Here is a 26,485-nt window from a genome sequence, read left to right on the forward strand (position 1 = left end):
ACACCGCCGGACCACACCACGGGTCGAGCCCCCGCACCACCACGGTGCGGGGGCTCCCCACATTAACCACCACCACAGCACAGGCCCCCACCAACACCGGTGCCGGGCCCTTGCCGTGCCCGGACCCACCAAGGGTGCCCGCACCAGGGACACGACCCCCACCGGACACGGTGCGGGGCCCTTTGCATGCCACGGGGGCTCCCCACATTAACCACCACCACCACAGCGCCCCTGCGGGGCACATTCCGCAGCACAGGCCCCCACCGACCCCGGTGCGGGGCCCTTGCCGTGCCCGGACCCACCGGAGGCGCCCGCACCAGGACACGAAACCCCACCGTTGTCCCTGTCCCGACCACGGCATATGGTCGGAGGACGCGGATCCGATGACCTCGAGGAGGAGCGATGCGGCAGAGCGTCCTGGTGGCGGCAGCAACGGGAGCGGCGGTCCTGGCCCTGACCGCGTGCGGCGACGGGGGCGAGGGCGCCGTCGTCGAGGAGAGCACGGCGGCCGCGGAGGGCGGCGCGGGCTCGCGCGCGGTGCTCCGTGACCCGGAGGGGGCCGAGGTCGGCACCGTGCAGTTCGCGGAGGTCGCCGCCGGCACGGAGGTCCGGGCCGAGGTGCAGGGGCTCGAGCCGGGCTTCTACGGCCTGCACGTCCACGGGGCCGGCCTGTGCGAGGCGGACAGCGCGGCGCCGGGAGATCCGGGGACGACCGGGGACTTCCTCTCCGCCGGCGGGCACCTCGGGAGCGACTCCGGGGACCACCCGGAGCACATGGGCGACCTCACCAGCCTCTACGTCACCGAGGGCGGCCTGGGCTTCCTCACCACCGTGACGGACCGTTTCGCGGTGGAGGACCTCGTCGCGGACGACGACGGCAGCGCGGTGATGCTCCACGCCGGTCCCGACAACTTCGGCAACGTCCCGGAACGGTATGCGCCCGAGGGCCCGGACGAGACCACGCTGGCCACGGGCGACGCCGGATCGCGGCTGGCCTGCGGCGTGGTCGAATGACGAGTCGCCGGAGTCGGTGACGCCGGGGGCCCTGTCCGGCCGGGCGGGGTTGGCTACGCTGGAGGAACCGTAGCTGCCCATCAGCCGAAGGAGTTCTCCGTCGTGCGCGACGTCCGTTCAGCCACTGCCCGGATCGACGACGTCACCCTGACCTACACCGACCGGGGCGAGGGGCCCGTGCTGCTCCTGCTGCACGGGCACGCCTACGACCGGAGCATGTGGACCCGGCAGACCGAGGTGTTCTCGGCACTCGGCTGGCGGGTGCTCGCTCCGGATCTGCGCGGTTTCGGGGACTCCGAGGTCACCGAGGGAATCGTCTACACGGAGGAGTTCGCCGCCGACGTCGCCGGCCTGCTCGCCCACCTCGGCGTGACGGAGGCGGTGGTGGTCGGCTTCTCGATGTCCGGGCAGATCGCCATGGAGCTGCTCCACCGCCACCCGGACCGGGTGCGCGCCCTCGTCGTCGTCGACACGGTCCCGGAGGCGGAGGACGTCGTCGGCAGGCGCCGCCGGCACACCACGGCGGACGCGATCCTGGCCGGCGGGATGGAGTCCTACGGGCGCAGCGTGCTCGGCGGGATGGTCGCCGAGTCGACCGTGGAGTTCCAGCCCGGGGTGGCGGCGGAGGTGCTCGCGATGCTGCAGAACGCACCCGCGAAGGGTGCGGCCGCGGCGATGCGCGGCCGTGCCGAGCGCCGCGACTTCACCGAGGTGCTGCGAGGCGCCCGGGTCCCCGTGCTCGTCGTGGCGGGTGCGGACGACGTCTTCGACGGAGGCGCCGGCCGGCGGATGGCGGAGCTGGCGCCGGGTGCGGAGCTCGTCGTCATCGACGCCGCCGGCCACACGCCGAGCATCGAGCAGCCCACCGCGTTCGACGACGTTCTCGGTGCCTTCCTGCACCGGCTCACCCTCTGAGCGGCGGAAAACTCCCGGCCGAGCCGGAAGTTCTGTTCTCCCTGGGAGAACACCTGTCGGAGCGACCGGTTACTCAGTATGCTGATCTAACATCAGTGCACGACGAAAGGAGTGGACATGAGTGAGACGAACAACGGCACCCCCCAGGACGCCGACCAGGAGTCGACGGACCAGCTCACCTTCCAGGACCCGGTGACGCGCTACCCCGTCCTGTCCCCGCCCGTGCAGGACCAGCCCGAGCCGGGCCTGGACGTGGAGCTCGAGCCGAAGACCGACCGCGGCGAGTTCTCCTACCGCGGTACGGGCCGGCTGGAAGGCCGCAAGGCCCTCGTCACCGGCGCGGACTCGGGCATCGGCGCCGCCGTGGCCATCGCGTTCGCCAAGGAGGGCGCCGACGTCGCCCTGAACTACCTGCCGGACGAGGAGCCCGACGCGCAGGTCGTGAAGGGCATCATCGAGAAGGCGGGCCGCACCGCCGTGCTGCTGCCCGGTGACCTGAAGGACAAGGACTTCTGCGAGGCCCTGGTCGAGAACGCCGTGAACGGTCTCGGCGGACTGGACATCCTCGTCAACAACGCCGGCAAGCAGGTCGCGGTCGAGAGCCTCGAGGACCTGAGCGACGAGCAGCTGACCGACACCTTCACGGTCAACATCGTGGCGATGTTCCGGATCACCAAGGCGGCCCTGAAGCACCTGGCGGCCGGTTCCTCGATCATCAACACGACGTCGATCCAGGCCTACCAGCCCTCGCCCGAGCTGCTCGACTACGCGTCGACCAAGGCGGCGATCAACAACTTCACCAAGGGCCTCGGCCAGCAGCTGGCGCCCAAGGGCATCCGGGTCAACGCCGTGGCGCCGGGTCCGTTCTGGACCCCCCTCCAGGTCACGGACGGGCAGCCGAAGGAGGCCCTCCCGGAGTTCGGGCAGTCGACGCCCCTCGGCCGCGCCGGTCAGCCGACCGAGCTCGCCCCGGCCTACGTCTTCCTGGCCTCCTCCGAGTCCAGCTACGTGATCGGGGAGACCCTCAACGTCAACGGCGGCAGCCCGTCGCCGTGAGTCCCGCTCCCGCGGGAAGGGCTGCGGCGCGAGCCGCGCCACCCGCGGAAGTGCTTGGCGAGCCCGGCCTTGCGACATAGTCTGGGAACAGCTCGCATACTCAGCGAACTTATTAAGTGCTGTAGAAAGGCGGAATCATGACCACCAACCCGTATGACGGTACGGCGAGCCACGCGGCCGACACCAACACCACCTCCAAGAAGGACGTCGCCGCGGAGAAGGGCAAGGCCGAGGCGCAGCAGCTCAAGAACGAGGCGGCCGGCTCCGGCCAGCGCGTCAAGGAGACCGCCAAGGACCAGGCCGCCAACGTCAAGGACGAGGCGGTCCACCAGGCCCAGGACCTGCTCGGTCAGCTCCGGAGCGGGCTCAAGGAGCAGGTGGGTCCCCAGCAGGACCGCATCGCCTCCACCGTGCGCTCCTTCAGCGACGAGATCACCGCGCTGTCCCGCGGCGAGAAGCCCGAGTCCGACTACGTGAGCGGGCTCCTGGGCAACGTGTCCGGCCGGGTCGACTCGTTCGCCTCCTCGCTCGAGAACAAGGACGCCAAGGACCTGCTCGAGGACGTCCGGCGCTTCGCGGCCCGCCGCCCCGGCACCTTCCTGGCCGTGGCTGCCGGCATCGGCCTCCTGGCCGGCCGCACCACCCGCGGCGTGAAGGACAGCGACGAGGTCTCCACCGACCGCCAGGGCGCCAAGGAGTACTTCGGCGTCAGCGGGCAGCAGGACCAGGGCGCCGGCACCACCCAGGGCGGCCGGGGCACCACGTCCGGCGTCGCGACCGGCGCTGTCTACGACCAGGGCTACGACCGCAACCTCACGCCGACCGAGACCTCCGGCTACACCCCGGGCGACCCCTACGCCTACCGCTCGGACGAGCAGGGCGAGGCCGCCCGCACCTACACGGACCGCGTGCCCGGCACCGTCTACCCGGATCAGGAGGGCGACCGTCGATGAGCCACCCCATTCCCCCCTCGGACGCCGAGAACAGGGCGGAGCACGAGTCGCTCGGTGAGATGTTCAAGTCGCTGAGCAGCAACCTCTCCACCCTCATCCAGCAGGAGATCGCCCTCGCGAAGGCCGAGACGAGCCAGACGGTGCAGGAGGCCAAGCAGTCCGCCAAGGACGCGGGCAAGGGCGCCGGCATGCTCGCCGGGGCCGGTGTTGCCGGTCACTTCGTCCTCCTCTTCCTGTCCATCGCCCTCATGTGGGGGCTGGGCAACCTGGTCGGTCTGACCTGGGCCGCCGTCATCGTGGCGGTCGTCTGGGCCATCATCGCCGGCATCCTCGCCGCTGTGGGCAAGAAGAATCTCAACGAGGGCAAGCGGGAGATGGCCGAGGCCACCGAGGATCCCCTGCCCCTGACCCGCGAGACCGTCACCGAGATCCCGGAGGCCGTGAAGCCTTCCAAGAAGGAGAACCGATGAGCCAGCAGAACCCCGAACAGATCCGTGCCGACATCGAGGCGACCCGTGCCCGCCTCAACTCCGACGTCGACGCGGTCGCGGAGAAGGTGACCCCGGACCGCGTCGTCGAGCGTCAGAAGGACAAGGTCCGCGGGAAGGTCCAGGACAAGGTCCAGGGAGTGCGGGAGCGTGTCATGGGAGCGTCCGACGACGCGTCCGAGCACGGCCGCCACCTCAAGGAGGGCGTGCAGGATCGCGCAGGCGACCTCCGGGACGGCGTGCAGGATCGCGCCGGTGACCTCCGGGAGGGGGTGCAGCACGCCCCGGCCGCCGCCAAGGCGAAGACCCGCGGCAACCCGCTGGCCGCAGGCCTGATCGCGCTCGGTGCCGGCTGGCTCGTGGGCTCGCTGCTGCCCTCCACGCAGAAGGAGCAGGAGCTCGTCGCCAACGCTGCGGACCGGGTCCAGCCCCACGCCCAGCAGGCGGTCGAGTCGGCCAAGGACATGGCCCAGGAGGTCGCTCAGGACCTCAAGGAGCCGGCCAAGGACGCGGCGCAGTCCGTGAAGGAGACCGCCCAGTCCGGCGCGCAGGAGGTCAAGTCGCAGGGCCAGGACGAGGCCCAGCAGCTGAAGTCCTCCGCCCAGGGCTCCGCGCAGTCCGTCAAGGACGAGACGAAGAACTCGTGACACCGTGCCCGGCCGCGGTGCGGCCGGGCACGGCACCACGACGAAGGCCCCGGATCGGCGACGATCCGGGGCCTTCGTCGCTGCCCCGGCACGGGTCCCGTGCCGGGGCAGCGGGGTGTCAGTGCCGCGCCAGGTGCCCGAGGCGGATCTCGTCCTTGAGCGCCTTGTAGTAGCCGAAGAGGTAGCCGCGCTCGGTGGGGTGCAGGTTGTTCGGGTCCCCGGGGGCGGCGGGGTCGTAGTAGATCCACGGGTCCCCCGAGTCGACGGCGTGGCCCTCGAAGCGGGGCGCGACGTCCACGAACTCGGCGGCGTCGTCCTGCTCCACCGCCTCCTCGAGGGCGTCGTTGAGCTCCTCCGTCAGGTCGTTGAGCTGCTCGGCCCGCTGTGCGGAGATCAGTGGGCTCTTCGGGTCCTCCGAGAACAGTTCCGGATAGCCCAGCACCACGACCTGTCCGCGGGTCCTGGCATCGACGGCCGCGACCGTCTCGCCGGCGGACGCCGCGGCGGCCTCGATGCGCTGGGGCGCGTCGGCGATGAGGCCGTCGCACACCGGAGCGCTGCCCTGCAGGCTGCAGGCCCGGATGATCTCGATCCAGCCGACGTCGTTGCCGCCCAGGGTCAGGGTCACGAGCTCGGCCTCCGCCAGGGCTGCCGTGACGGCCGGCGAGGAGACGATCTGCCGGATCCCGCTCGTGGTGGCCCCCGCGCAGGCGGCGTCGAGCAGCAGGTCCACGCGCTTCTTCGCGTCCAGTGCGGAGACGTGGTCCGGGCCGTCCCCCTGGTAGCACCCGGATCCCGGGGGTGATTCCACGACGCCACCGGTGCCGATGGCGGCCGAGTAGGAGTCGCCGAGGTTGACGTAGTCGATCTGCTTCGGATGCCCGTGCCCGTGCCCGTGCCTGTGGTGCTCGGTGCCGTGACCGTGGTGCCCTGCACCGTGGGCCTGGTGCGCGGTGGCCGGTGCGGCCCCGAGCAGGGCCAGGGCCGCGGCCGTGGCGACGGCGGATGCGGCGCGGCGGGGAAGAGAGGCTGACATGGCGGGTCCTTCCGGGAACCGTGAACCGGCCCGGCCGCCGTCGGCGGGCGGGTCCGGCGCGGGCCTCCACGACGGGACCCGCTGGGCCAGAAACTACAGCCGCGGAGCCGCCGGCGGAAGGTCCGGAGCGCCCTCCGGCGCCCAGGCCTCCGCCAGGAGCGCCATGGAGCGTAACACCTGGTCCGCGGTGGGGGAGGCGGGGGCGATCATCAGCTCGTCGGCATCCGCCGTCTCGGCGAAGCGCTCGAGATAGCCGCGGGCCTCGTCGCCCGTGCCGGCGACGGACCAGTGGAGCATGTGCAGGATCTGCTGGCCGGCGGGGCTGTCCATCACCATGTCCAGCTCCGCCTCGCTCAGCTCGCGCCCGCGGCCGACCATGGCCCGCACCCGCTCGCGCCGGGCGGTCTCCAGCTGCGCGGCGGCGTCGTCGGCGGTGTCCGCGGCGATGACGTTGGCCGCCGCGATGACGTAGGGCTCCGCGAGCTGCTCGGAGGGCTGGAACCGCGCGCGGTAGGCGGCCACCGCGTCCACGAGGGCGTCCGGCGCGAAGTGCGAGGCGAACGCGTAGGGCAGCCCGTAGGCCGCGGCGAGCTGCGCGCCGAACAGGGAGGACCCGAGGATCGTGAGCGGCACGTTCGTCCCGGCGCCCGGGACGGCGCTGACGCCGGGGACGACGGAGCGGCCGCTGAGGTAGCCCTGCAGCTCCCGGACGTCCTGCGGGAACTGCTCGGCGGCGGAGGGGTCCCGGCGCATGGCCCGCACCGTCCGCATGTCGGTGCCGGGTGCCCGGCCCAGGCCCAGGTCGATCCGCCCGGGGTGCAGCTCCGCCAGGGTGCCGAACTGCTCGGCGACGACCAGGGGCGAGTGGTTGGGGAGCATCACGCCGCCGGAGCCGAGGCGGATCGTGGAGGTGTGCGCCGCGACGTGGGCGATCAGCACGGCCGGGGCCGAGGAGGCGATCGTGGGCATGTTGTGGTGCTCCGAGTACCAGACACGCCGGTAGCCCAGCCGCTCGGCGTGCTGGGCGAGCCGGACGGAGTCGGCGAAGCTCTCGCCGATGCTCGCGCCCTGGCGGACGGTGGCGAAGTCGATGACGGACAGCGGCAGGGGCACAGCAGACCTTTCACAGGAGTCGGGGGAGGGCCTCCACGCTACTCCTGTCCGCCGGACGGCGCCGTGGCGGGGCGCACACCCGGCGCCGCCCCTTCCCGGGCCCGGGCCGGTCGGGGCTGTCGGCGGTCGGGGCTACGCTCGGCACCATGACCGATCCCTCGACTCCGTTCGGGGTGCCCGAGCTCTTCGAGCTGCCGCGGGAGCGCGCCGAGATCGCGCCGGGTGCCGTCCACGTGCCGGGATGGCTCGGCCTCGAGCAGCAGCGTGAACTGGTGCTCCGGTGCCGGGAGTGGGCCACCGGACCGGCCCCGCTGCGCCAGGTCGTGCTGCCCGGGGGCGGACGGATGTCCGTGCGCTCCACCACGCTGGGCTGGGACTGGGCGCCCTACCGGTACCTGCGCACCGGGGAGCACAAGCGTGCTCCGGACATGCCGCCGTGGCTGGCCGAGCTGGGCCGCCGGGCGGTGGCGGAGGCCTACGGACCGGGCGGCGCGGAGGTCCTGGACTACCGGCCGGACACGGCCCTGGTGAACTTCTACGACGCCGCGGCCCGGATGGGCATGCACCAGGACAGGGACGAGTTCTCGGCCGCCCCGGTCGTCTCCCTCTCCCTCGGGGACGCCTGCGTCTTCCGGTTCGGCAACACGCAGACCCGCGCGGCGCCGTACCGGGACGTGGAGCTGCGCAGCGGCGACCTCTTCGTCTTCGGCGGGCCCTCCCGCTACGCCTTCCACGGCGTGCCGCGGATCCACCCGGGCACCGCGGCACCGGAGCTGGGGATGAGGGGCGGGCGGCTGAACCTCACCCTGCGGATGACGGGCCGGGCCGCGCCGGGCCGCTGAGCGCCGTGCCACACTGGCGGCATGGAGCTTCCCGACGCCGCACCGGCCCACCTGATCGACCCGGCGGCCGTGGACGCCGAGGACGCCGGCGCCTACCGGCTGCTCGCCGCGGACATCGCCTCCGGGGTGGCGGTCGTGGCCGCCCGGCACCGGCGGCGCGACGTCGCCGCGACCGTGACCGGCTTCCTCGACGTGTCCTACGACCCGCCCACCATGCTCGTGAGCCTGTTCGAGGAGGGCCGGATCTGCGACGCCGTGGAGTCGTCCGGCGCGTGGACGCTCTCCGTGCTGCGCCGGGACCAGGAGGGGACCGCCAACTGGCTCGCGAGCCCGGGCAACCCCGTGGAGGGTCTGCTGGACCGGGTGCCCTTCCGCCGTGCACCCGGCTCGGGGGCCGCCGTGCTGGACGGGGCACTCGCGTGGTTCGAGCTCTCCACCGTGGCGGTCCACACCGCGGCGACGCACCGGATCGTCGTCGGGGAGGTGACCGCGATGGGCCGCGGTGTCACCGAGGCGCAGGCGGACGACCCGCTGGTGCACTACGCCCGCGGCTACCGGGGTCTCACCCGGTGATCCCCGGGCACGGGACCGGCGCCCGTGCAAGACTGTGACGTCAGGTGTCCCCGGACCGTCACCGGCGGAATGGTTCGCCGTCCGCCCCGGTTGAGGTCTTAGCGTGGGTGCGCGGCACCGCCTCCGGCGGCACCGCTCCCACGGCTCTCCACGGAAGGATTCTCATGGCGGCCCAGCACCACGAACGCGGACCCCGCCGGGTGCCCGGCGACGACGCGCCCACCGGCGGAACCGCGGAGCAGTCCGTGGAGGAGCCCCGTCTCAGCGCCGTCCCGCGGTCCGGGACACCGGCCGAGCGCGCGGCCGCGGAGGTCGCCGACCTCGAGGTGCCCGCCGACCACCTCCCGGATCTGGACCACGTGGGGGGCGCGTTCAAGGCCGCGTTCGCCGATCACCCCGCGGGGGTCGCCATCATCACCGCCCGCGGTCCCGAGGGGCCGGTGGGCCTCACGGCGTCCTCCGTGTCCTCCGTGTCGGTCGTCCCGCCCATCCTCGGCTTCTCGCTGCAGGCCCGGCAGGGCTCCGCCGCGCTGCTGGCCGAGGCCGACTCCTTCCTCGTGCACCTGCTGGACGCACAGAACCTGGCGCTCGCCCGGTCCTTCGCCGTCTCCGGGGCCCCCCGCTTCGGGGCCGACATGCCGTGGGAGTACCTGGCGACCGGGGAGCCCCTGCTGCTCGGCGTGGGGCGCGTCCTCCGCGCCGTCCCGCTGGCCCGGATCAAGGCCGGTCCCGCCCTGGTGTTCAACGCCGTCGTGGTCGACGTCCTCGGCGACGAGGGCACGGGCGTCCCGCTCGTCTACCACCGCCGTCGCTTCCACGGGCTCAACGACCGTTCCGCGCTCGACCCCGGGGACTGAGCACGCCGCAGCGCCGCCCTCCGGCTCCCGGGACGGGCGGTCTCCTCCGGATCCCGCTACCGACCGGGAAGATTCTCCACCATGGTTGTTGACACATCACCAAGGTGTTCGTAGAGTAGTTGACGAAGCAACCACCTGCTCGCCCCACACCACGAGGAGAACACCATGTCGCAGTTCAACGGTCTCGTCCCCGGCTCCTGGACCTTCGACCCCGCCCACTCGGAGGTCGCCTTCACCGTCCGCCACGCCGGCATCTCCAAGGTCCGCGGCACCTTCCGGGACGTCGACGCCCAGCTCCGGGTCGCCGAGCCGATCGAGGACTCGGTCCTGGAGGCCACCGTGCAGATGGCCTCCATCGACACCAAGAACGCCGACCGCGACGGCCACGTGCGCAGCGCGGACTTCTTCGACGTCGAGCAGCACCCCACCATGACCTTCCGCTCGACCTCCGTGGCCTTCGAGGGCGAGGAGGGCACGATCACCGGTGAGCTGACGATCAAGGACGTCACCCGCACCGTGGAGTTCGCGACCGAGTTCAACGGCGTGGTCGTCGACGCCTTCGGCGTGACCCGCGGCGGCTTCTCCGCCGAGACCACGATCTCCCGCAAGGACTTCGGCATCACCTGGAACGCGGCCATGGAGGCCGGCGGGGTGCTGGTCTCCGACAAGGTGGCGATCACCCTGGACGTGGCCTTCACCGCCCCGCAGGACGACCCCCAGGAGACCGTCGAGGGCCAGGAGGCCGTCTCGGCCGACGCCTGATCCCGGCGCGGCTGCCGGGGCGGGCGCTCCGGCAGCCCACGACGACGGCCCGCACCCCTCGGGGTGCGGGCCGTCGTCGTGGGTCGTCGCCTCGCGGGCTAGGTGAGCCGCTGCACCAGGAACCAGACGGCGGGCACGGCGACCAGCAGCAGCAGCGCCCACCGGCGCAGCCGCACCTCGAACGTCGCGGGGTTGATCCGCCCGCGGCGCTGGGGCCGCGACCCGGCGATCTCGTCCTTCAGGGGCTGCGGAGGGCTGTCGCCGGGCTCCTCCGGATCGGTGCTGGAATGGGACACGTTTCCTCCGTGGTCGTCGGGATCGGCTCCCATCCTCTCGGCAGCCGGGGCGGACCGCGCGCCGCGTCAGGGCGTCACGGGGTCCGGGCCGTCGTCAGCGCCACCTCGTGGTCATGACCAGTCCCACCATCATCAGGGCCAGTCCGACGCCGATGTTCCACGTCCCGATCCCGGGCACGGGGTAGGCGCCCTGGAACAGGTAGTAGACGATCAGCCACAGCAGCCCGACGACCAGCAGGCCCAGCATGATGACCTTGTACCAGGTGGGGGTGGGGGCGTGGCTCTCCGGGGAGCCGTGCCGGGAGCGCTCGGTCAGCTCCTGTGCCACCGCTGCGGCGGTGGCGTCCGGGTCGAACGCGGTGGACCCGCCGGGCAGTCCCTCCGCGGCCAGCCGTACGAGTTCCTCGTCGACCGGCGGGGCGGCGGACGGCGCCGTCCGGCCGGACCCGCCCGGACGGCGGGCGGGCTTCTTGCGGCGGTTCCTGGACTCGGGCACTGATCCTCCTGATCACCAAGCGGGCCGTGTTCACGGCGGGGGGTCCGAGGTCCCAGTCTAGCCGTCCGGTGCGGGCCTTCCTCCCGCGGGCGCGTAAGCTGGACGGGCGCACGCGCCGAAGAGGCACCCCACTCCCAGGAGATCCCGTGACCGTCAAGATCCTCGTCGTGGACAACTACGACAGCTTCGTCTACACCCTCGTCGGCTACCTCGAGCAGCTCGGCGCCCGGACCACGGTCATCCGCAACGACGACCTCGACGAGGCCGCGGCGTGCTCCCTCGCCGACGAGCACGACGGCGTCCTGCTCTCGCCGGGCCCCGGTGCCCCTGCCGACGCCGGCGTCTGCACCCCCCTGATCCGGCACGCCGAGCGGACCCGGCAGCCGCTGCTGGGCGTCTGCCTCGGCCACCAGGCGCTCGCGGAGGCCTACGGCGGGACCGTGACCCACGCGGAGGAGCTCATGCACGGGAAGACCTCCCGCGTGGAGCACAACGGGTCCAGCGTCTTCGGCGGGGTGCCCAGCCCGTTCACCGCGACCCGCTACCACTCGCTGGCCGTGGTCGACCGGTCGGTCCCCGACGTCCTCGAGGTCACGGCGCGCACCCCGAACGGGGTCATCATGGGCCTGCGCCACCGCAGCGCCCCGCTGCACGGCGTGCAGTTCCACCCCGAGTCCGTTCTCACGGAGGGCGGCTACCTCATGCTCGGCAACTGGCTGGAACTCGTGGGCCTCAGGGACGCGGCGCGGGCCGCCGCGTCCCTGTCCCCGCTGATCACGGCCTGAGCAGGGACGCGGTCACTCGTCGCGCCGGGCCTCGCGCTCGGCGGCCCGCTCCTCGTTCTCGCGGGCCTGCTCGGCAGCCCGTTCCTCGTCCTCGCGGGCCTGCTCGGCTGACCGCTCCCGGGCCTCACGGGCCTGCTCGGCCGCCCGCTGCTCGTCCTCCGAGGCTTCCTCCGCGGAGTCCCCCTGGTCCTGGGCGTCCTCGGTCGGCTCCTGCGTCTCCTCGGGCTCCTGGGTCTCCTCGGGGGACGGCGACGGCGTGGGCGAGGGGGTCGGCTCCGGGGCCGGCTCGGGCTCCGGGGCCACCGCCACCGTGAGGGTGACCGTGGACCCCTGGGGGGCGGACTGGCCGGCGTCGACGCTCTGGTCCACCACCTGTCCGGGCCGGACCCCGTCCTGTGGGGTCGTGACGACCTCGGCGGAGAGGCGGACCTCGTCGGCGCCGAGGGCGGCGACGGCCTGCTGGCGGCTCAGCCCCACGAGCTGTGGCACGGTCACCCGGCCCGTGGACACGACGAGCTGCACCTCGGACCCGCTGGGGACGGTGGTCCCGGCTGCGGGGTCGGTGGCGACCACCATCCCCCGGGGCACCCAGGAGCTGTTCGCCGGGCGGGTGGACCCGGCCTCGAGCCCGGCCGACTCCAGGGCCTCCCGCACGTCGTCCTCCGGGCGGCCGGCGAGGTCGCCCGGGACCTCCACCTCGGCGGGGCCCCGGGAGACGTCGAGGACCACCGTGGTGCCCTCCGCCACCTGGGTGTCGGCCGCGGGGTCGGTGCCCACCACGTCGCCCTCGGGCACCTCGTCGTCGAAGACCTCCTCGCGCTCCGGCACGAGCTGCGCGTTGCGCAGCGCCGTCTCCGCCACCGACGCGTCCATCCCGGCGACGTAGGGCACCGCGACGAGGGCGGGCCCGCTGCGCTGGCTCTGCACCCACTGGAGGGCGACGATCCCCAGCACGGCCAGCAGGGCGAGGGCGAGCAGGGCGAGCAGGGCCGTGCGCAGGGGATGCCGCCGCCGCCGTGCCGGCACCGAGCCGTGGCCCGCCGGGTCCGCGGGCACGGCCGGGGGAGGAGCCCCGGGCCCTGCCGCGGCAGCGCCGTCGGTCTCCGGCCGGGCCGCCGCCGCGAGGACGGGCACGGGCACGGGCGGGAGCGTCTTCGTGTCCTCGTCCCGGCCCGGCACCGCCCGCAGGGGCTGGGTGGCCTCGAGGTCGTCCGGCACGGCGGGGCGCAGCTCGCGCAGGGCGCGGCGCATCTGGCCGGCGTCCTGGAAGCGGGCCGAGGGGTCCTTGGCGAGGGCCCTGGCCATGAACTCGTCCACCCGGTGCCCGATCCGGGGATCCACCTCGGAGGGGGCGGGCGGGCGGTCCCGCACGTGCTGGGCGGCGATGTCCACGGAGGACTCGCCGACGAACGGCGCGCGCCCGGTGAGCATCTCGAAGAGCACGCACGCGGTGGAGTAGAGGTCGGATCGGGCGTCCACGGACTCCCCCCGCGCCTGCTCGGGGGACAGGTACTGGGCGGTGCCCAGGACGGTCTGGGCCTGGGTGAGCGCGGGCGAGGTGTCCTCCACGGCCCGGGCGATCCCGAAGTCCATGACCTTGACCTGCCGCTCCGGGGTCATGATCACGTTGGCCGGCTTGATGTCCCGGTGGACGATGCCGGCCCGGTGGCTGTACTCGAGGGCGTCGAGGACGCCCAGCGTGATGTCCACGGCGTCCCGGGGTGTGACGGCGTCCTCGTGGATCAGCTCGCGGAGGGTGCGGCCGGGCACGTACTCCATCACGATGAACGGGCGGTCCACGCCCTCGTCGGTCCGGGCGAGGATCTCGCCCGTGTCGTAGACGGAGACGATCGAGTGGTGGTTGAGGGCCGCCACGGACTGCGCCTCGCGCTTGAAGCGCTCGTGGAAGGTCGCGTCCCGGGCCAGCTCGGGCCGGAGCACCTTGATGGCCACCCGCCGGCCGAGCCGCAGGTCCCGCCCGACGTGGACCGTGGCCATCCCGCCCCGCCCGATGGTCTCGCCCACCTCGTAGCGGTCGTTGATCAGGCGGGGGACCACGTTCCGGCCCGGCACGGCTCAGCTCTCCTCGCCGGTTCCGGTCGGCGTCCCGGCGGGCGTCTCGGCGGGCGTCGCCGCGGGCGTCCCCGACGGCTCGGCGGTCGGGACGCTCTCCGGCGCCACGGCCACCCACATCTCGATGGTGTCGCCGGGGCGGACGGTCGAGCCGCCCAACGGTTCCGTGCGCAGCACCGTCCCCGGCTCCGCGTCCTCGGTGGGCTCGTCGTACCGGATGATGTTGACGCCGAGCAGCCGGATCTCGTCGATCAGGGGGTCCGCCTGCTGCCCGACCATCCCGGAGGGCAGCTCCACGGTGTCCGGGCCGGTCGAGAAGGACACCGTGACGGTCGAACCCCGCTCCACCTGTCCCACGGGGGCCAGGGACAGGACCGTGTTCTCCTCCTCGTCGGAGATCTGGCCCTGCCGCTCCACCAGGAAGCCGAGGTCGGAGAGCTCCTGCGCGACCTCCTCGACGGGACGGCCCTCGTACCGGGCCGCGAGCAGCTCCACGGTTCCCGCCCCGTCCGCCGCCGGGGGCGTCGGCTCCCCGGGCACGACGGACGTGGAGACGGTGCCCGTGGGGGAGGGCTCCCGGCTCACGGGGGTGGTCTCCCGGAGGAGGAAGAACCACAGGAGCCCGGCGAGCACGAGCAGCGTCAGCAGCACCGGCAGCAGCCAGGCCCACACCGAGCGCCGCCCGGGGCGCGGGCCCTCCGGCGGCACCGGGTCCGTGGCGTAGCGCGTGCGGTCGTCCTCGGGCCCGCGGGGGTCCTCCACGGCGTCCATCTCGGCCGTGATCGGGCGTGCGGAACCGGTTGCCGCGCCGGCGGCGCCGGCCGCCGCCGCACCGGCCGCCGCGGTCCGTGCGGTGTCACCGCGCTCCAGCAGCCGGGTCGGCTCGTCGCGCACCGGCTCGAAGGCCTGGGTGTCGTCGTCGTCGGGGAGGTCGAGGAAGGGCCGCATCCCGGGCACGGCGGAGACCGCGGCGGCCTCGTCCCCCCGGCGGATCGCGTCCACAGCGGTGGCGAGGGCGCCGGCGGTGGCCGGGCGGTCCTTCGGATCCTTGGCGAGCATCGACATCACGAGGGCCTGCACCGGGTCCGGCACGTCCGCGGGCAGGGACGGCGGCGGGTCGTTGACCTGGGCGAGGGCGATCGCGATCTGCGACTCGCCGGTGAACGGCCGGCGCCCGGCCAGGCACTCGTAGCCGATGATGCCCAGCGAGTAGATGTCCGAGGAGCCCGTGGCGGTCTGTCCCGTGGCCTGCTCGGGCGCGAGGTACTGGGCGGTGCCCATCACCTGACCGGTGGCGGTGAGCGGCACCTGGTCCGCGAGGCGGGCGATCCCGAAGTCGGTGACCTTCACCCGGTTGTCCGGGGTGATGATCAGGTTGCCGGGCTTCACGTCGCGGTGCACCAGGCCCTGCGCGTGTGCGGCCGCGAGGGCCCGGGCCGTCTGCCCGATGTAGTTGAGCACCGTGTCCGAGTCCAGCGTCTTCTGCCGCTCGATGATGTTGGACAGGGGCTCGCCGGGCACGAGCTCCATGACGAGGAAGGCCGAGCCATCCTCCTCGCCGTAGTCGAAGACGTTCGCGACACCGGGGTGGTTCAGCAGGGCGGTGTGCCGCGCCTCGGCGCGGAAGCGCTGCAGGAAGTTCGGGTCCCCTGTGTACTCCTCCTTGAGGATCTTCACGGCGACGATCCGGCCCAGGACCCCGTCCTTGGCCTTCCACACCTCTCCCATGCCGCCGATCGCGATCCGATCGGTCAGTCCGTAGCGCCCGCCCAGGACGGTGCTCGACGATGGTCTCACTTGTTCAACACCGCCTCGAAGAGTTGCTTGGCGCTCGTGGTGGTCAGGCTGGAACCGGTCGCCACGTCCACGTCCTCGAAGACGACGGCGACGGCGACGCGGGGATCGTCGGCCGGGGCGAAGCCGGTGAACCAGGAGTCGTTCAGGCCCTCGTCCGAGCCGATCTCGGCGGTGCCCGTCTTGCCGGCCACCTCGACGCCGGGCACGGCCGCCCCCCGGGCGATCCCGTCGTCGACGACCGAGACCATGAGGTCGGTGACGACGTCGGCGACGTCCGCGCTCGTGGAGCGGCGCAGCTGCTCCGGGGTGAACTCGTCGATCACGGACAGGTCGGCGGAGCGCACGGTCTCCACGAGCTGCGGCTTCATCATCACACCGTTGTTGGCGATCGCGGCGCTCATCATCGCGACCTGCAGGGGCGTGGTGCGCACGTCGTACTGGCCGATGGAGGACAGCGCGAGCTGTGCGTCGTTGAGCTCCCCGGGGAAGACCGACGGGGTCACCTTCAGGGGGACCGACAGGGGCTCCCCGTAGCCGAAGTTCTGGGCGGTCCGGCGGATCGTGTCCTCCCCGAGGTCCAGGGCGATCGAGGCGAAGGGGGTGTTGCAGGACTGCTCGAGCGCGAACTCGAGGTCCGCCTCCGCACGTGCGGTGCACCCGCCGTTCACGTAGTTGGGCAGGGTCACGTCGGTGCCGGGCAGGGGAAGCTCCTGCGGGTTGGGGATCGAGGACTCCGTGGTGTACTCGCCGGACTCCAGTGCCGCCACGGTGTCGATGATCTTGAACGTCGAGGCGGGCGCGTAGAGGTCGCCGGAGATCGCGCGGTTGACGAGCGGCTCCGCGGGGTCCGCGTTGAGCCGCTCCGCGGCGGCGATCACGGAGGCGGAGTCGTGGGAGGCGAGCTCGTTCGGGTCGTAGCCGGGGCTCGAGACCATGGCCAGGATCGCGCCGGTCTCCGGGTCCAGGGCGACGATCGCGCCCTGGCGTCCCTCCAGCAGCTGGTGGGCGGTCTGCTGGAGGACCGGGTCGATGGTGAGCTCGACCGACGCGCCGGTGGGCTGGTTGCCGGAGAACATGGAGACCACACGGTCGTAGAACTGCTCGTCGGAGGCGCCGGAGAGCTCCTCGCCCATGGCCGCCTCGAGGCCGGTGGCCCCGTAGACGAGCGAGAAGTATCCCGTCAGGTGCCCGTACATGAGCGGGTCCGCGTAGACCCGCTGGTACTCGAAGTCGTCGTCGGAGGGGGCGGAGACCGCCTTGGCGTCGCCGCCCACGAGGATCGCGCCGCGGTCCGCGCCGAACTGGTCGTAGAGGCTGCGGTTGTTCCACGGGTGGGCCTCGAGGGTGCGCGCCGCGAAGAACTGCACGTAGGTCAGGGCCAGGAGCAGCACGGTGAAGATCGCCACGCCGGCCACCCAGGTGTGTCGGATCGCCCGGTTCACGATGCTCCTCCGTTCTCGGTGCTCCGGGAACCGCCGGGGCCCCGGCGGTCCTGGTCGGTGAGGCGGGACATGGCCTCGGTGGGGGTGCCGCCGTCCGCGGGACCGTCCTCGTGCTCCCGGCGCCCGCCCGGGCCGGTGGCCGCGATCGGCTCGGTGGCCGCGGTGTCGTCGGGCACCGCCGGAGTGCGAGCCGTGTCCGGGCGCACGGCCCGCTGCTCGACGGTGCGGCCGCCGGCGGGCTCCGCGGCGCCGGGCTCGGCGCTCGCGGCCGGCCCGCGACGGCGCTCGAGGCGCTCGGCGCGCTCCTGGTCGTCCCGCAGCGAGGACTCCCGCAGCGCGGCCTCGTACGCGGCGATCTCGGCGAGGTCCGCCTCGGTGGCCGGCCCGGTGACCACGGGCCGGCGGGCCGTGTGCGAGATCGCCAGGATGATCGCCGCGATGATCCAGTTGGACAGCAGCGAGGAGCCGCCGGCGGACATGAACGGGGTGGTGAGACCGGTCAGCGGGATGAGCCGTGTGACACCGCCCACGACCACGAACAGCTGCAGGACGATGACCGCAGACAGGCCCGCGGCGAGCAGCTTGCCGAAGGCGTCACGGGTGCCCAGCGCGGCGCGGAAGCCGCGGCTGACGAGGAGGAAGAAGAGCATCAGGACCGCGGCCAGCCCGATCAGGCCGAGCTCCTCGCCGAACGCGGTGATGATCATGTCCGAGTTGGCGTAGGAGACGAGGTCCGGCCGTCCCTGCCCGAGGCCCTGACCGAACAGCCCGCCCGAGGAGAGGCCGAACAGGCCCTGCACGATCTGGCCCGATCCGCCGGGGGCCCGGTTGTAGACCTCCGGGTCGAACGCGTTGAGCCAGGAGTCCAGGCGGGCCGCCACATGGCCGAACACCCGGCTCGCGAAGAAACCGCCGACGGCCACGAGCAGCAGGCCGATGACGATCCAGCTCAGCCGGCTCGTGGCGAGGTAGATCATGGCCAGGAACAGGCCGAAGAACAGGATCGCGGAGCCGAGGTCCCGCTGGAACACGAGCACGCCGATGGCCACGAGCCACGCGGCGAACATGGGGGCCATATCGCGGAACCGTGGCAGGCGCACGGGGCCGAGCTTCTTGCCGGCCAGGAGGATGAGGTCCCGGTTGGTCGAGAGGTAGCCGGCGAAGAAGACCGCGAGGGTGATCTTCGCGACCTCGCCCGGCTGGAACGTGCGCCCGCCCACGGAGATCCAGATCCGTGCGCCGTTCAGCTCCAGGCCGAGTCCCGGCAGGAGCGGCAGGAGCAGGAGCAGGCCGCTGAGCAGCAGGGAGATGTAGGTGATCCGCCGCAGCACCCGGTGGTCCTTGAGGAACCAGAGCACGAGGCCGGCGGCCGTCATCGCGACCGCCGTCCACAGCACCTGGGAGTCCGCGGCGCTCTGGTCCGTGGTGAGGTCGATGCGGTGGATCATGGCGATGCCGAGGCCGTTGAGGGCGACCACGATGGGCAGGACGTAGGGGTCCGCGTACTTGGCCCGCAGATGGACCACCAGGTGCAGGAGCAGGGCGCCGATGCCCAGGACCAGCCCGGAGACGAGGATGTGCGGGTTCCCGGAGCCGAGCTGGTCCGGGTCCACGAGGATGTTGGCGCCCACGCCGATGCCCACGGCGAGCACCAGGAGCAGCAGCTCGGTGAGCCGGCGCGGCTTCTGACGGGGCTCCGCGAGCTCCTCGGGGGCCGGGGTTCCGGTGGTGGAGCTCATCCGTCACCTCCAGGGCTCGCGGTGGGGGAGGCCGTGGGGGACGTGGCGGGCGACGAGGTCGCCCACCGGACGGTCCCGGTGGGGCGGGGCTCCGGCTCGGACCCGGCCTCCGGGGCGGACTCGCGCAGCTCGCGCACGATCCGCTCCGCCTCCTCCAGGCTCCCGGCCGGAATGGCGTTGCGCACCCGCTCCTGGGCGAAACCGGGGAGGTCCTCGACCCGCAGGTCGGTGGTCCGCTCGAGGTCGCTGAGGCTGATGGGACCGAGCGACTGCGAGACGCCGCTGTAGATCGCCACGGTGCCCTGCTGCTCGCCCACGTAGTACTGCGAGCCGATCCAGTTGCTGGTCAGCCATCCGCCGGCCACCAGGAGGAGGCCGACCGTGGCGAGCGCGAGCACGGTGAGCGCGCGCTTCCGGCGGCGCCGGTGCGGGGAGGGGGCGGTGGCCTCCGCCCGGTGCAGGGCCGACTCGACCTCCTGGGGGTCGGCCAGGGTGTCCGGCGCGGAGGTCTGCAGCAGGGTCGCCCGGCGCTGCAGGATGCTGTCGCTGACGGTGGGGATGCGCCCGGTCTGGGTCGCGTTGGCGGCGGCGCCCACGAGCAGGTGCGGGCGGGCTGCGAGGTCGCGGCGCAGCACCGCGGCCGAGGACTCCGACGACTCCGGGCCGGACGCGGCGGCCTCCGGCGCGGCGTCGCCCGTGATCTCGTCCGAGGTCCGGGCGAAGCCGGGGTCCGGGACCTCGCCGTGCTCCTCGCCGGCCGCAACGGCGGCCGGGGCGTCCTCGTCGGTCTCGAAGACCTGCACGACGACCACGGTGACGTTGTCCGGCGCGCCGCGGTCCAGGGTCAGCTCCACGAGGGTGTCGACGATCTCGTTGAGGTCGTCGCCGGAGCGCAGCACCGACTCGATGGTCTCGGGCCGGACGACGGCGTTGAGCCCGTCCGAGCACAGCAGCCACCGCTCGCCGATCTCGGGGCGGACGGTCTCCACCTCGATCTCGGGGGAGGCGTCGACGTCCCCGAGCACGCGCATCAGCACGTTCTTGTGCGGGTGGGACTCCGCCTCGTCCGGGCGCAGCCGCCCTTCGTCGATGAGCCGCTGCACGAACGTGTGGTCCCGGGTGACCTGGAGGAACTCGTCCTCCCGCAGGCGGTAGGCCCGGGAGTCGCCGATGTGGGCGACGACGATCTCGTCCTCGTCGGCCAGCAGGGCCGTGACCGTGGTGCCCATGCCGCCCAGACGGGGGTTGCCCACGACCAGCCGGGCCAGGTTCTGGTTGGCGTTCTGGATCTCGTCCGCGAGCACAGTGGCACCGTCCCCGTGGTGGCCGGGCCGGTCCAGGGCGGTGAGGTCCATGACCGCGGACGCCGACGCGACGTCACCGCCCACGTGCCCTCCCATGCCGTCGGCCACCACGGCGAGGTGACGACCTGCGTAGGCGGAGTCGTCGTTCTTCGAGCGCACCCTGCCCACGTCGGAGCGCGCGGCGTAGCGGAAAGCGATCGCCATGCGTCAGGACCTCAGTTCCAGGACGGTCTTGCCCACCCGGAACGGGGTCCCGGCGTCGAGGGGCACAGCCCTGGTGAGCTGCTGCTGGCCCACGAAGGTGCCGTTGGTGGAGCCGAGGTCCTCGAGGAACCAGCGGGAGCCCTGGGGGAACAGCCGGGCGTGGCGCCCCGAGGCGTAGTCGTCGCCGAGCGGGACCGTGGTCTCGGGTGAGCGGCCCAGCAGGACGGGCGCGTTGCCCAGGGCGTAGGTGTGGCCCCGGAGCGGGCCGTCGAGCACGACCAGGGTCTGGGGGCGGGAGCGCTGGCCCGTGGTGGGGCCGGCCGCGGGCGGCACGGTCGGCTCGGACGCCGGCGCCGGGGTGCGCCGCTCGGGCCGGGAGCGGCCGGGGACGGTCGGGAGCTTCCCGCCGACGGCGAGGTCGCGGCCCTGGCTGGCCACGATGCTGAAGATGAAGATCCAGAGCAGGGCCAGGAAGCCGAAGCGGAGGAGGGTGACGGTGAGCTCGGACATTCAGCGGTTCCCCTTCGGGGTCAGGAGGCGGAACGTGATCCGGGTCCGTCCCATGGTGATCACGGAACCGTTGACCAGCTCGGAGCGGCCGATCACCCGCTCCCCGTCCACGTAGGAACCGTTGGTCGAGCCGAGGTCCACGGCCAGGAAGCGCTCGCCCTGCCGGCGGATCTCGAGGTGCTTGCGGGACACCCCGGTGTCCTCCACGGTGATGTCCGCCTCGGCGGAGCGGCCCAGCACGATCGAGTCCGCGTTGATGGAGAACCGCTCGCCCTCGACGTCGAGCACCGGGATCCAGTGCTGTGCCGGCGCGGCCTGCGTCGGCTCGTCCGCCTCGTCGCGGTGCCCGCGCGCGATGCGGTGCCCGCTCGGCGTGGCCGGCGTGTTCGGGGACTCCGCGGTGCGCTGCGCCGAGGAGTGCACCCGGAACTCCCCGGCCTCGACCTCGGGATTGCGGGTGAAGGAGACCTTCACCGCTCCCTGCAGCGTGTAGGCCTGGCTGCGCGCGTGCTTGATCACGACGTCGCACAGCTCCTCCGCCAGCGGCGTGCCCCAGTCCTGGGCACGGGGGAAGTCCTCGTCCGAGAACTCCACGACGAAGACGTTGGGGGCCATGGTGCGCCCGGCGGAGATGGTGAACGCCTCCTGGTCGAGCTCGCGCCGCAGCGCGCTGGCGATCTCGACCGCCTCCACCCGCTTGCGGGAGCCCGTGGAGAAGGCGGTGCGGACGGCCTTCTCGATGTTCTTCTCGAGGCTCTCGAGGAATCCCATACCGCCTCCTTCCTGGCATCGATCGCGGTGCGCATGCACCCCGGTCCGGGGTCAGGCGTTCTCCAGGATAGTAGACGCGGGGCCTGTGAGCCGCGTGGGCGGAGGCAGGCGCGGCGGGAGACCTCTTGCCAGGACGCTGTCCCGGGGGAAGAATTCGGGTATGAAGCACACTGATCAAAAAACCCTTTCCCTGGCCGCTCTCACGCTCTCGGCCCTGCTCCTGGCAGGATGCGGCAACGGCAGCACGGGGGGTGCGGAGAACACGGGCGGAGCCGAGCCCACCACGGCGGCCGAGCCCACCGGCACCCCGGCCGAACCCACCGGCACCGAGGATGCGACCGCCGGCACCGAGGACGCGACCGCCGGCGGGAGTCCCAGCGCGTCGCCGACGGACGGCGCGACCGCCGGTGAGAGCCCCTCGGGCACCGCCACCGCCGGCGAGAGCGCGTCCCCGACGAGCACCGGGACCTCGAGCGCCTCCCCGGGCACGGGGAGCGAGGCCGCCGCCGTGGCGGGTGCGGTCGTCGCCGCCGAGGAGGCCGTCACAGGAGGCCAGGCGTTCGAGATCGACCGCAAGGACAGCGAGGGCGGCTGGGAGGTCAAGCTCGCCGTCGGTGACCGGGAGAAGGAGGTCGACGTCTCGGAGGACGGCTCCGAGGTCACCCCGCAGGACGGCGACGACCAGCTGGACCAGGAGGACCGCGAGCTGATCGCCCAGGTGCAGGTCTCGCTGGAGGAGGCCGTCCGGACCGCGCTGAACGAGGTGGACGGCACGCTCGACGGCGCCCAGCTCGACACGGAGGACGGCACCACCGTGTGGGAGGTCGACATCGACGACACCGAGGGCACCTCGGTGGACGTGTACGTCAACGTGGACAACGGCTCCGTCGTCAAGGTCGATCGCTGACCCGGTGACCGGGGTTCCGGGGCGTTCCCAGCAGCAGCAGCAGCTGCGGCTCACGTTCCTGGGGCTGCTCATGGCGGTGCTGCTGGCCGCCCTCGACCAGACGATCGTGGCCACGGCCCTGCCCTCGATCGTCGGGGACCTCGACGGACTGGACCGCATCTCCTGGGTGGTCACGGCGTACGTGCTCGCGGCCACCGTGGGCCTGCCGGTCTACGGGAAGCTGGGCGACCTCTACGGGCGCAAGCGGATCTTCCTCGCGGCCGTGCTGGTCTTCCTCCTGGGATCGGTCCTCGCCGGCGCCGCCCAGGGCATGACGCAGCTCATCGTCTTCCGCGCGGTGCAGGGCCTGGGCGGAGGAGGCCTGCTGATCGGCGCGCAGGCGATCATCGCGGACCTCGTCCCCCCGCGCGAGCGCGGCAGGTACATGGGCGTGATCGGGGCGGCCTTCGGCCTCGCCTCGGTGAGCGGGCCGCTCCTCGGCGGTCTCCTCACCGACCTCGTGAGCTGGCGGTGGGTGTTCTACATCAACCTGCCGCTGGGCCTGGTCACGCTCGTGTTCATCCCGCGCTTCCTGCACCTGCCGCACGTGCCGCGCGGGCGGGTGCGGCTGGACCTGCTCGGGGCCGCGCTGCTGGCCCTGGGCAGTGTCGCCTTCGTGCTGCTGACCACGTGGGCCGGAACCGCGCACGCCTGGACGAGCCCGCCGATCCTCGGGCTGGCCGGGGCGGTCGCCGTGCTGGCGGGTCTGTTCGTGCTGGCCGAGCGGCGCGCCGCGGAGCCGATCATCCCGCTGCACCTGTTCCGGGTGCGCAACGTCGTGGTGCCCACCGCGGCGGCCGTCGGGATGGGCGTGATCATGTTCTCGACGATCACCTACCTGCCCACGTACCTGCAGATGGTGGAGGGCGCCTCGGCCACGGCGGCCGGGCTGATGATGATCCCCGTGACGGTGGGGATGCTCGTCGGCACGATCGGCACCGGGCGCCGCATCGCGCACACGGGGCGCTACCGGCTGTGGCCGGTACTGGGCTCGGCGGTGATGGCCGCGGGCCTCGTGCTGCTCTCGGGCATCGACGAGACCACCCCCTACGCCCTGACGGCCGCGGGCATGGTCGTGACCGGCTTCGGGATCGGCTGCCTCCTGCAGAACCTCGTGCTGATCGTGCGGAACGCCGTGCCGCCCGCGGACGTGGGGGTCGCGACGTCGTCGTCGAACTACTTCCGGCAGACCGGTGCCTCCTTCGGGATCGCCGTGTTCGGCTCGGTGTTCGTCGCCCGGCTCGACGGTGCCCTCGGGGCGGCCCTGCCCCCGGGCAGCCCCGCGTCCGCCCTCGACGTCCACGTCCTGAGCCCGCAGGTGCTCGCGTCCCTGCCCGTCCCGGTGCAGGAGGCTGTCGCGCAGGCCTTCGCCCAGGCGCTGCCCCCGATCTTCCTGTGGGGGCTGCCCGTGGCGGCGGCGTGCCTGGTCCTGTCCCTGCTGATCGAGGAGATCCCGCTGGGGACGAGCGCGGGCGGCGCGGTCGAGGGGGCTGCGGGGTCCTCCCCGGAGCGCGCCGGGGGCCGGTCCCTGGACGCCGCTGGCTAGGCTGGTCCCGGGAGCGCCACCGAAGACCGAGGAGCAGCAGATGACCGATCCGCGCCCGTTCACCACGGCCGACCTCTACGACGAGCGCGGGGAGCAGCTGATGTCCTGCCCGCGCCAGTTCCTCGACCTCGGCGGTGTCCGCGCGTTCAGCGGCCCGGTGCGCACGGTGCGCTGCTTCCAGGACAACGGCCTCGTCAAGTCGGTGCTCAACTCCCCGGGGGACGGCGCGGTCCTCGTGGTGGACGGCCACGGCTCGATGGGCACCGCCCTCATGGGGGACATGATCGCGGAGGCGGCCGTGCGCAACGGCTGGGCCGGCGTCATCATCAACGGGCCGGTCCGGGACCGCGTGGCGCTCGCCGGGCTGGCCCTGGGGGTCAAGGCCCTGGGCTCCAATCCGCGCAAGTCCGCCAAGGACGGCGCCGGGGAGCAGGACGTGCCGGTCGTCATCGAGGGCGTGACCTTCCGTCCCGGCCGGACGGTGTGGGCGGACGAGGACGGGATCCTGGTCGAGGGCTGAACGGCCCACCGCGCACCGGCACGTGCGGGACGCCGTCCGCGAGGAGCGTCTTCCCGGTGCGCACGGAGCCGGACCGCCCGTACCGGCTCTCGAGGTGGCCTGGGCGCCGAGGACGACCGGAGCCGGCCCGCAGCGCTCGACGGGCCGGCCACGGGGCGGCAGCCCACCCGCTCAGCCGGCCCGGTGCGTGGGCCGGCCGGCGCGGTAGGTGGCGCGGACGCCGATGTGCTCCACCGAGTCCCCGCGCCGGTGCACCTCGACCGGGTCCCGCTCCAGCACCACCAGGTCCGCCTGCTTGCCGACGGTGAGGGAGCCGATCCGGTCGGACATGCCCAGGGCCCGCGCGGCCTCGGACGTGTAGGCGGCCAGGGCCTCCACGACGTCCAGCCGTTCCGCGGCGGGGCCGAAGCGCACCCCGTCCCCGTCCAGGCGGTCGGTCCAGGCCTGGACCGAGCGCAGCACGTCGCCGTCGGCGACCGGGCGGTCGGAGCTGCCCGCGATCCGCACGCCCGCGTCGAGGAAGCTGCGGCCCCGGTAGGTCCAGTCCGTGCGCTGCGGGCCCAGGAGCCGGCGGAACTGCGCGGCCATGGGGCGCAGGAAGCCGATCTGCGGGGTGACGCAGATCCCGGCGGCCGCGAGCCGCGGGAGCTGGTCCGGGCGGGTGATGCTCGCGTGCTCGATCCGGTTGGGGAAGCGGCGGCGCCCGTGCTCGTCCTGGCACCCGGTGATCACGTCGATCGCGAAGTCGATGGCGCGGTCCCCGATGGCGTGGGCGGCCACCGACCAGCCCGCCCGGTACGCCTCCCGGATCGCCGCCGCCATCTGCTCGGGGTTCTCCTGGAAGTACCCGGTGGAGTGGCCGCCGCAGAAGGCCTCGGTCACCGCGGCGGTCTCCCCGAGCAGCGAGCCGTCGACGAAGACCTTGACCGGCCCGAGCACGAGCTCGTCGTCGCCGAAGCCGGTGCGCAGCCCCAGGTCGAGCCCGCGGGCGGAGCCGTCCCCGAGTCCGCCGATCTCGTGCAGGACGTCCAGCACGGGCATGACCTGCGCACGGGCGTGCAGGACCCCCTCGTCGCGGGCCCGCTGGTAGGCCAGCAGCTCCGACGGGTTGTGCCCGATCCAGCCGCCGCCCACCCCGGCCTCGGCGAACGTGGTGATGCCCTCGGCCGCGTAGCGGGCGGTGGCACGCTCGATCGCGGCCACGATCCTGGTCAGCGGGTAGGGGCGGAAGAGCTCCTGCACCATCGCCTGGGCCGTCTCCTCGACGAGGCCGGTGGCGCGCCCGGCGTGGTCGCGCACCACCCGGCCGCCCACCGGGTCCGGGGTGCCGGGGGTGAGGATCCCGGCCCGGCGCAGCGCCTCGGAGTTCACCACCGCGGCGTGGCCGGACGTGAGGCGCACGAACAGCGGTGTGCTGCCGGTGAGCCGGTCCAGGACGTCGATGTCGGGCAGGGTCCCGCCCACCGTGGCCGGGTAGAAACCGGTCGCCATGAGCCACTCCTCGTCCCGCGGCCTGGCGGCCATGCCGCGCTCCAGGGCGTCGTAGAGCTCGTCCAGGGAGGCGCACCGGGACAGGTCCACCTCCGCGAGGCCCAGCCCGAACCACGTGGTGTGGCAGTGCGCGTCCACGAAGCCGGGCAGCACCGTGGCCCCGCCCAGGTCCACGGTCTCGGCCGCCGGAGCACCGGGGTCGTCGAGAACCACGATCCGTCCGCCGTGCACCCCGAGGCTGGACGCCCGCGGGCGGGCGGGGTCCATCGTGCGGACCGTGGCGTTGAGGAGCAGGAGGTCGAGCTGCAT

General features: G+C 73.1%; 26 protein-coding genes. 14 read left to right on the forward strand and 12 right to left on the reverse strand.

All coding sequences use genetic code 11. The features are described 5' to 3' along the window. The first annotated feature begins 402 nt into the window (after nt 1-402). The 6 genes from RE027_RS14345 (at nt 403) to RE027_RS14370 (ending at nt 5,073) form a co-directional block, all read left to right on the forward strand. A complete protein-coding gene (locus RE027_RS14345; RefSeq protein ID WP_368808952.1) occupies nt 403-1,014 on the forward strand; it encodes a superoxide dismutase family protein in 612 nt (203 codons plus the stop codon). Between the two features lie 102 nt (nt 1,015-1,116). Beyond that, a complete protein-coding gene (locus tag RE027_RS14350) occupies nt 1,117-1,929 on the forward strand; it encodes an alpha/beta fold hydrolase (protein WP_368808953.1) in 813 nt (270 codons plus the stop codon). A 117-nt stretch (nt 1,930-2,046) separates the two neighbouring features. Next, nucleotides 2,047-2,985: an SDR family oxidoreductase gene (locus RE027_RS14355; RefSeq protein WP_368808954.1), complete on the forward strand. Its 939-nt coding sequence runs from the start codon at nt 2,047-2,049 to the stop codon at nt 2,983-2,985. A 137-nt stretch (nt 2,986-3,122) separates the two neighbouring features. Next, nucleotides 3,123-3,938 (forward strand): ATP synthase subunit B family protein, encoded by an 816-nt coding sequence (locus tag RE027_RS14360; RefSeq protein WP_368808955.1) that lies wholly within the window; start codon nt 3,123-3,125, stop codon nt 3,936-3,938. Continuing rightward, nucleotides 3,935-4,408, forward strand: coding sequence for a phage holin family protein (locus RE027_RS14365; RefSeq protein ID WP_368808956.1), 474 nt, complete (start codon nt 3,935-3,937; stop codon nt 4,406-4,408). The genes RE027_RS14360 and RE027_RS14365 overlap by 4 nt, the downstream gene beginning before the upstream one ends. Beyond that, nucleotides 4,405-5,073 carry a DUF3618 domain-containing protein gene (locus RE027_RS14370; protein ID WP_368808957.1) on the forward strand — a complete coding sequence of 223 codons (669 nt, stop codon included), beginning with the start codon at nt 4,405-4,407 and terminating at the stop codon, nt 5,071-5,073. Before RE027_RS14365 ends, RE027_RS14370 begins: the two co-directional genes overlap by 4 nt. Before the next feature lie 118 nt (nt 5,074-5,191). Here the strand turns inward: RE027_RS14370 and RE027_RS14375 are convergent, their stop codons facing one another. Both RE027_RS14375 and RE027_RS14380 read right to left on the reverse strand, forming a co-directional pair. Next, on the reverse strand, nt 5,192-6,109 hold the full coding sequence (locus tag RE027_RS14375) for an SGNH/GDSL hydrolase family protein (protein WP_368808958.1): 918 nt from the start codon (nt 6,107-6,109) through the stop codon (nt 5,192-5,194). A 93-nt stretch (nt 6,110-6,202) separates the two neighbouring features. Continuing rightward, nucleotides 6,203-7,222, reverse strand: a complete 1,020-nt coding sequence (locus tag RE027_RS14380; RefSeq protein ID WP_368808959.1) for an LLM class flavin-dependent oxidoreductase — start codon at nt 7,220-7,222, stop codon at nt 6,203-6,205. 146 nt (nt 7,223-7,368) lie between these two features. Here RE027_RS14380 and RE027_RS14385 point away from each other — a divergent pair, with 146 nt between their 5' ends. The 4 genes from RE027_RS14385 to RE027_RS14400 all read left to right on the forward strand — a co-directional run bounded on the left by RE027_RS14385 (nt 7,369) and on the right by RE027_RS14400 (nt 10,256). After that, the gene (locus RE027_RS14385) at nt 7,369-8,064 is read left to right on the forward strand and encodes an alpha-ketoglutarate-dependent dioxygenase AlkB family protein (RefSeq protein ID WP_368808960.1); all 696 of its coding nucleotides are present in this window, start codon (nt 7,369-7,371) and stop codon (nt 8,062-8,064) included. Between the two features lie 21 nt (nt 8,065-8,085). Continuing rightward, nucleotides 8,086-8,637 carry a flavin reductase family protein gene (locus RE027_RS14390; RefSeq protein ID WP_368808961.1) on the forward strand — a complete coding sequence of 184 codons (552 nt, stop codon included), beginning with the start codon at nt 8,086-8,088 and terminating at the stop codon, nt 8,635-8,637. A 164-nt stretch (nt 8,638-8,801) separates the two neighbouring features. Continuing rightward, on the forward strand, nt 8,802-9,494 hold the full coding sequence (locus RE027_RS14395; protein ID WP_368808962.1) for a flavin reductase family protein: 693 nt from the start codon (nt 8,802-8,804) through the stop codon (nt 9,492-9,494). Nucleotides 9,495-9,659: 165 nt separating this feature from the next. Beyond that, on the forward strand, nt 9,660-10,256 hold the full coding sequence (locus tag RE027_RS14400) for a YceI family protein (protein ID WP_368808963.1): 597 nt from the start codon (nt 9,660-9,662) through the stop codon (nt 10,254-10,256). A 98-nt stretch (nt 10,257-10,354) separates the two neighbouring features. Here the strand turns inward: RE027_RS14400 and RE027_RS14405 are convergent, their stop codons facing one another. Together RE027_RS14405 and RE027_RS14410 are read right to left on the reverse strand one after the other, a co-directional pair. Continuing rightward, nucleotides 10,355-10,552: a hypothetical protein gene (locus RE027_RS14405; RefSeq protein WP_368808964.1), complete on the reverse strand. Its 198-nt coding sequence runs from the start codon at nt 10,550-10,552 to the stop codon at nt 10,355-10,357. A 94-nt stretch (nt 10,553-10,646) separates the two neighbouring features. After that, the gene (locus tag RE027_RS14410; protein WP_368808965.1) at nt 10,647-11,048 is read right to left on the reverse strand and encodes a cell division protein CrgA; all 402 of its coding nucleotides are present in this window, start codon (nt 11,046-11,048) and stop codon (nt 10,647-10,649) included. 146 nt (nt 11,049-11,194) lie between these two features. Between RE027_RS14410 and RE027_RS14415 the strand changes: the two genes are divergently transcribed. Continuing rightward, nucleotides 11,195-11,833, forward strand: coding sequence for an aminodeoxychorismate/anthranilate synthase component II (locus RE027_RS14415; RefSeq protein WP_368808966.1), 639 nt, complete (start codon nt 11,195-11,197; stop codon nt 11,831-11,833). 12 nt (nt 11,834-11,845) lie between these two features. Here RE027_RS14415 and pknB read toward each other — a convergent pair whose 3' ends face one another. From pknB to RE027_RS14450, 7 genes are read right to left on the reverse strand one after another with little or no spacing between them, the layout of a single operon-like run. Next, entirely contained in the window at nt 11,846-13,906 is a 2,061-nt protein-coding gene (pknB, locus tag RE027_RS14420) for a Stk1 family PASTA domain-containing Ser/Thr kinase (protein ID WP_368808967.1), read from the reverse strand. Between the two features lie 3 nt (nt 13,907-13,909). Further along, nucleotides 13,910-15,703: a protein kinase domain-containing protein gene (locus tag RE027_RS14425; protein WP_368808968.1), complete on the reverse strand. Its 1,794-nt coding sequence runs from the start codon at nt 15,701-15,703 to the stop codon at nt 13,910-13,912. Further along, nucleotides 15,700-17,145 (reverse strand): peptidoglycan D,D-transpeptidase FtsI family protein, encoded by a 1,446-nt coding sequence (locus RE027_RS14430; protein ID WP_368808969.1) that lies wholly within the window; start codon nt 17,143-17,145, stop codon nt 15,700-15,702. The genes RE027_RS14425 and RE027_RS14430 overlap by 4 nt, the downstream gene beginning before the upstream one ends. Then, nucleotides 17,142-18,884, reverse strand: a complete 1,743-nt coding sequence (locus RE027_RS14435; RefSeq protein WP_368808970.1) for an FtsW/RodA/SpoVE family cell cycle protein — start codon at nt 18,882-18,884, stop codon at nt 17,142-17,144. Before RE027_RS14435 ends, RE027_RS14430 begins: the two co-directional genes overlap by 4 nt. Continuing rightward, on the reverse strand, nt 18,881-20,392 hold the full coding sequence (locus tag RE027_RS14440; RefSeq protein WP_368808971.1) for a PP2C family protein-serine/threonine phosphatase: 1,512 nt from the start codon (nt 20,390-20,392) through the stop codon (nt 18,881-18,883). Before RE027_RS14440 ends, RE027_RS14435 begins: the two co-directional genes overlap by 4 nt. Before the next feature lie 3 nt (nt 20,393-20,395). Then, nucleotides 20,396-20,902, reverse strand: a complete 507-nt coding sequence (locus RE027_RS14445) for an FHA domain-containing protein FhaB/FipA (RefSeq protein WP_368808972.1) — start codon at nt 20,900-20,902, stop codon at nt 20,396-20,398. Further along, nucleotides 20,903-21,673, reverse strand: coding sequence for an FHA domain-containing protein (locus RE027_RS14450; protein ID WP_368808973.1), 771 nt, complete (start codon nt 21,671-21,673; stop codon nt 20,903-20,905). Nucleotides 21,674-21,833: 160 nt separating this feature from the next. Between RE027_RS14450 and RE027_RS14455 the strand changes: the two genes are divergently transcribed. From RE027_RS14455 to rraA, 3 genes are read left to right on the forward strand one after another with little or no spacing between them, the layout of a single operon-like run. Beyond that, the gene (locus tag RE027_RS14455; RefSeq protein ID WP_368808974.1) at nt 21,834-22,580 is read left to right on the forward strand and encodes a PepSY domain-containing protein; all 747 of its coding nucleotides are present in this window, start codon (nt 21,834-21,836) and stop codon (nt 22,578-22,580) included. 4 nt (nt 22,581-22,584) lie between these two features. Further along, on the forward strand, nt 22,585-24,165 hold the full coding sequence (locus RE027_RS14460; RefSeq protein ID WP_368808975.1) for an MDR family MFS transporter: 1,581 nt from the start codon (nt 22,585-22,587) through the stop codon (nt 24,163-24,165). Nucleotides 24,166-24,205: 40 nt separating this feature from the next. Continuing rightward, on the forward strand, nt 24,206-24,685 hold the full coding sequence (gene rraA / locus RE027_RS14465; RefSeq protein ID WP_368808976.1) for a ribonuclease E activity regulator RraA: 480 nt from the start codon (nt 24,206-24,208) through the stop codon (nt 24,683-24,685). 171 nt (nt 24,686-24,856) lie between these two features. Here rraA and RE027_RS14470 read toward each other — a convergent pair whose 3' ends face one another. Further along, the gene (locus RE027_RS14470; RefSeq protein ID WP_368808977.1) at nt 24,857-26,485 is read right to left on the reverse strand and encodes an amidohydrolase; all 1,629 of its coding nucleotides are present in this window, start codon (nt 26,483-26,485) and stop codon (nt 24,857-24,859) included.

It is taken from the genome of Kocuria sabuli (assembly GCF_040981185.1).
GTDB lineage: Bacteria > Actinomycetota > Actinomycetes > Actinomycetales > Micrococcaceae > Kocuria > Kocuria sabuli.

Coding starts and splice junctions, on each gene's coding strand:
- RE027_RS14345 (WP_368808952.1), top strand. CDS start 403: ATGCGGCAGAGCGTCCTGGTGGCGGCAGCAACGGGAGCGGCGGTCCTG.
- RE027_RS14355 (WP_368808954.1), top strand. CDS start 2,047: ATGAGTGAGACGAACAACGGCACCCCCCAGGACGCCGACCAGGAGTCG.
- RE027_RS14360 (WP_368808955.1), top strand. CDS start 3,123: ATGACCACCAACCCGTATGACGGTACGGCGAGCCACGCGGCCGACACC.
- RE027_RS14365 (WP_368808956.1), top strand. CDS start 3,935: ATGAGCCACCCCATTCCCCCCTCGGACGCCGAGAACAGGGCGGAGCAC.
- RE027_RS14370 (WP_368808957.1), top strand. CDS start 4,405: ATGAGCCAGCAGAACCCCGAACAGATCCGTGCCGACATCGAGGCGACC.
- RE027_RS14375 (WP_368808958.1), bottom strand. CDS start 6,109: ATGTCAGCCTCTCTTCCCCGCCGCGCCGCATCCGCCGTCGCCACGGCC.
- RE027_RS14385 (WP_368808960.1), top strand. CDS start 7,369: ATGACCGATCCCTCGACTCCGTTCGGGGTGCCCGAGCTCTTCGAGCTG.
- RE027_RS14390 (WP_368808961.1), top strand. CDS start 8,086: ATGGAGCTTCCCGACGCCGCACCGGCCCACCTGATCGACCCGGCGGCC.
- RE027_RS14395 (WP_368808962.1), top strand. CDS start 8,802: ATGGCGGCCCAGCACCACGAACGCGGACCCCGCCGGGTGCCCGGCGAC.
- RE027_RS14400 (WP_368808963.1), top strand. CDS start 9,660: ATGTCGCAGTTCAACGGTCTCGTCCCCGGCTCCTGGACCTTCGACCCC.
- RE027_RS14435 (WP_368808970.1), bottom strand. CDS start 18,884: ATGAGCTCCACCACCGGAACCCCGGCCCCCGAGGAGCTCGCGGAGCCC.
- RE027_RS14440 (WP_368808971.1), bottom strand. CDS start 20,392: ATGGCGATCGCTTTCCGCTACGCCGCGCGCTCCGACGTGGGCAGGGTG.
- RE027_RS14445 (WP_368808972.1), bottom strand. CDS start 20,902: ATGTCCGAGCTCACCGTCACCCTCCTCCGCTTCGGCTTCCTGGCCCTG.
- RE027_RS14450 (WP_368808973.1), bottom strand. CDS start 21,673: ATGGGATTCCTCGAGAGCCTCGAGAAGAACATCGAGAAGGCCGTCCGC.
- RE027_RS14455 (WP_368808974.1), top strand. CDS start 21,834: ATGAAGCACACTGATCAAAAAACCCTTTCCCTGGCCGCTCTCACGCTC.
- rraA (WP_368808976.1), top strand. CDS start 24,206: ATGACCGATCCGCGCCCGTTCACCACGGCCGACCTCTACGACGAGCGC.
- RE027_RS14470 (WP_368808977.1), bottom strand. CDS start 26,485: ATGCAGCTCGACCTCCTGCTCCTCAACGCCACGGTCCGCACGATGGAC.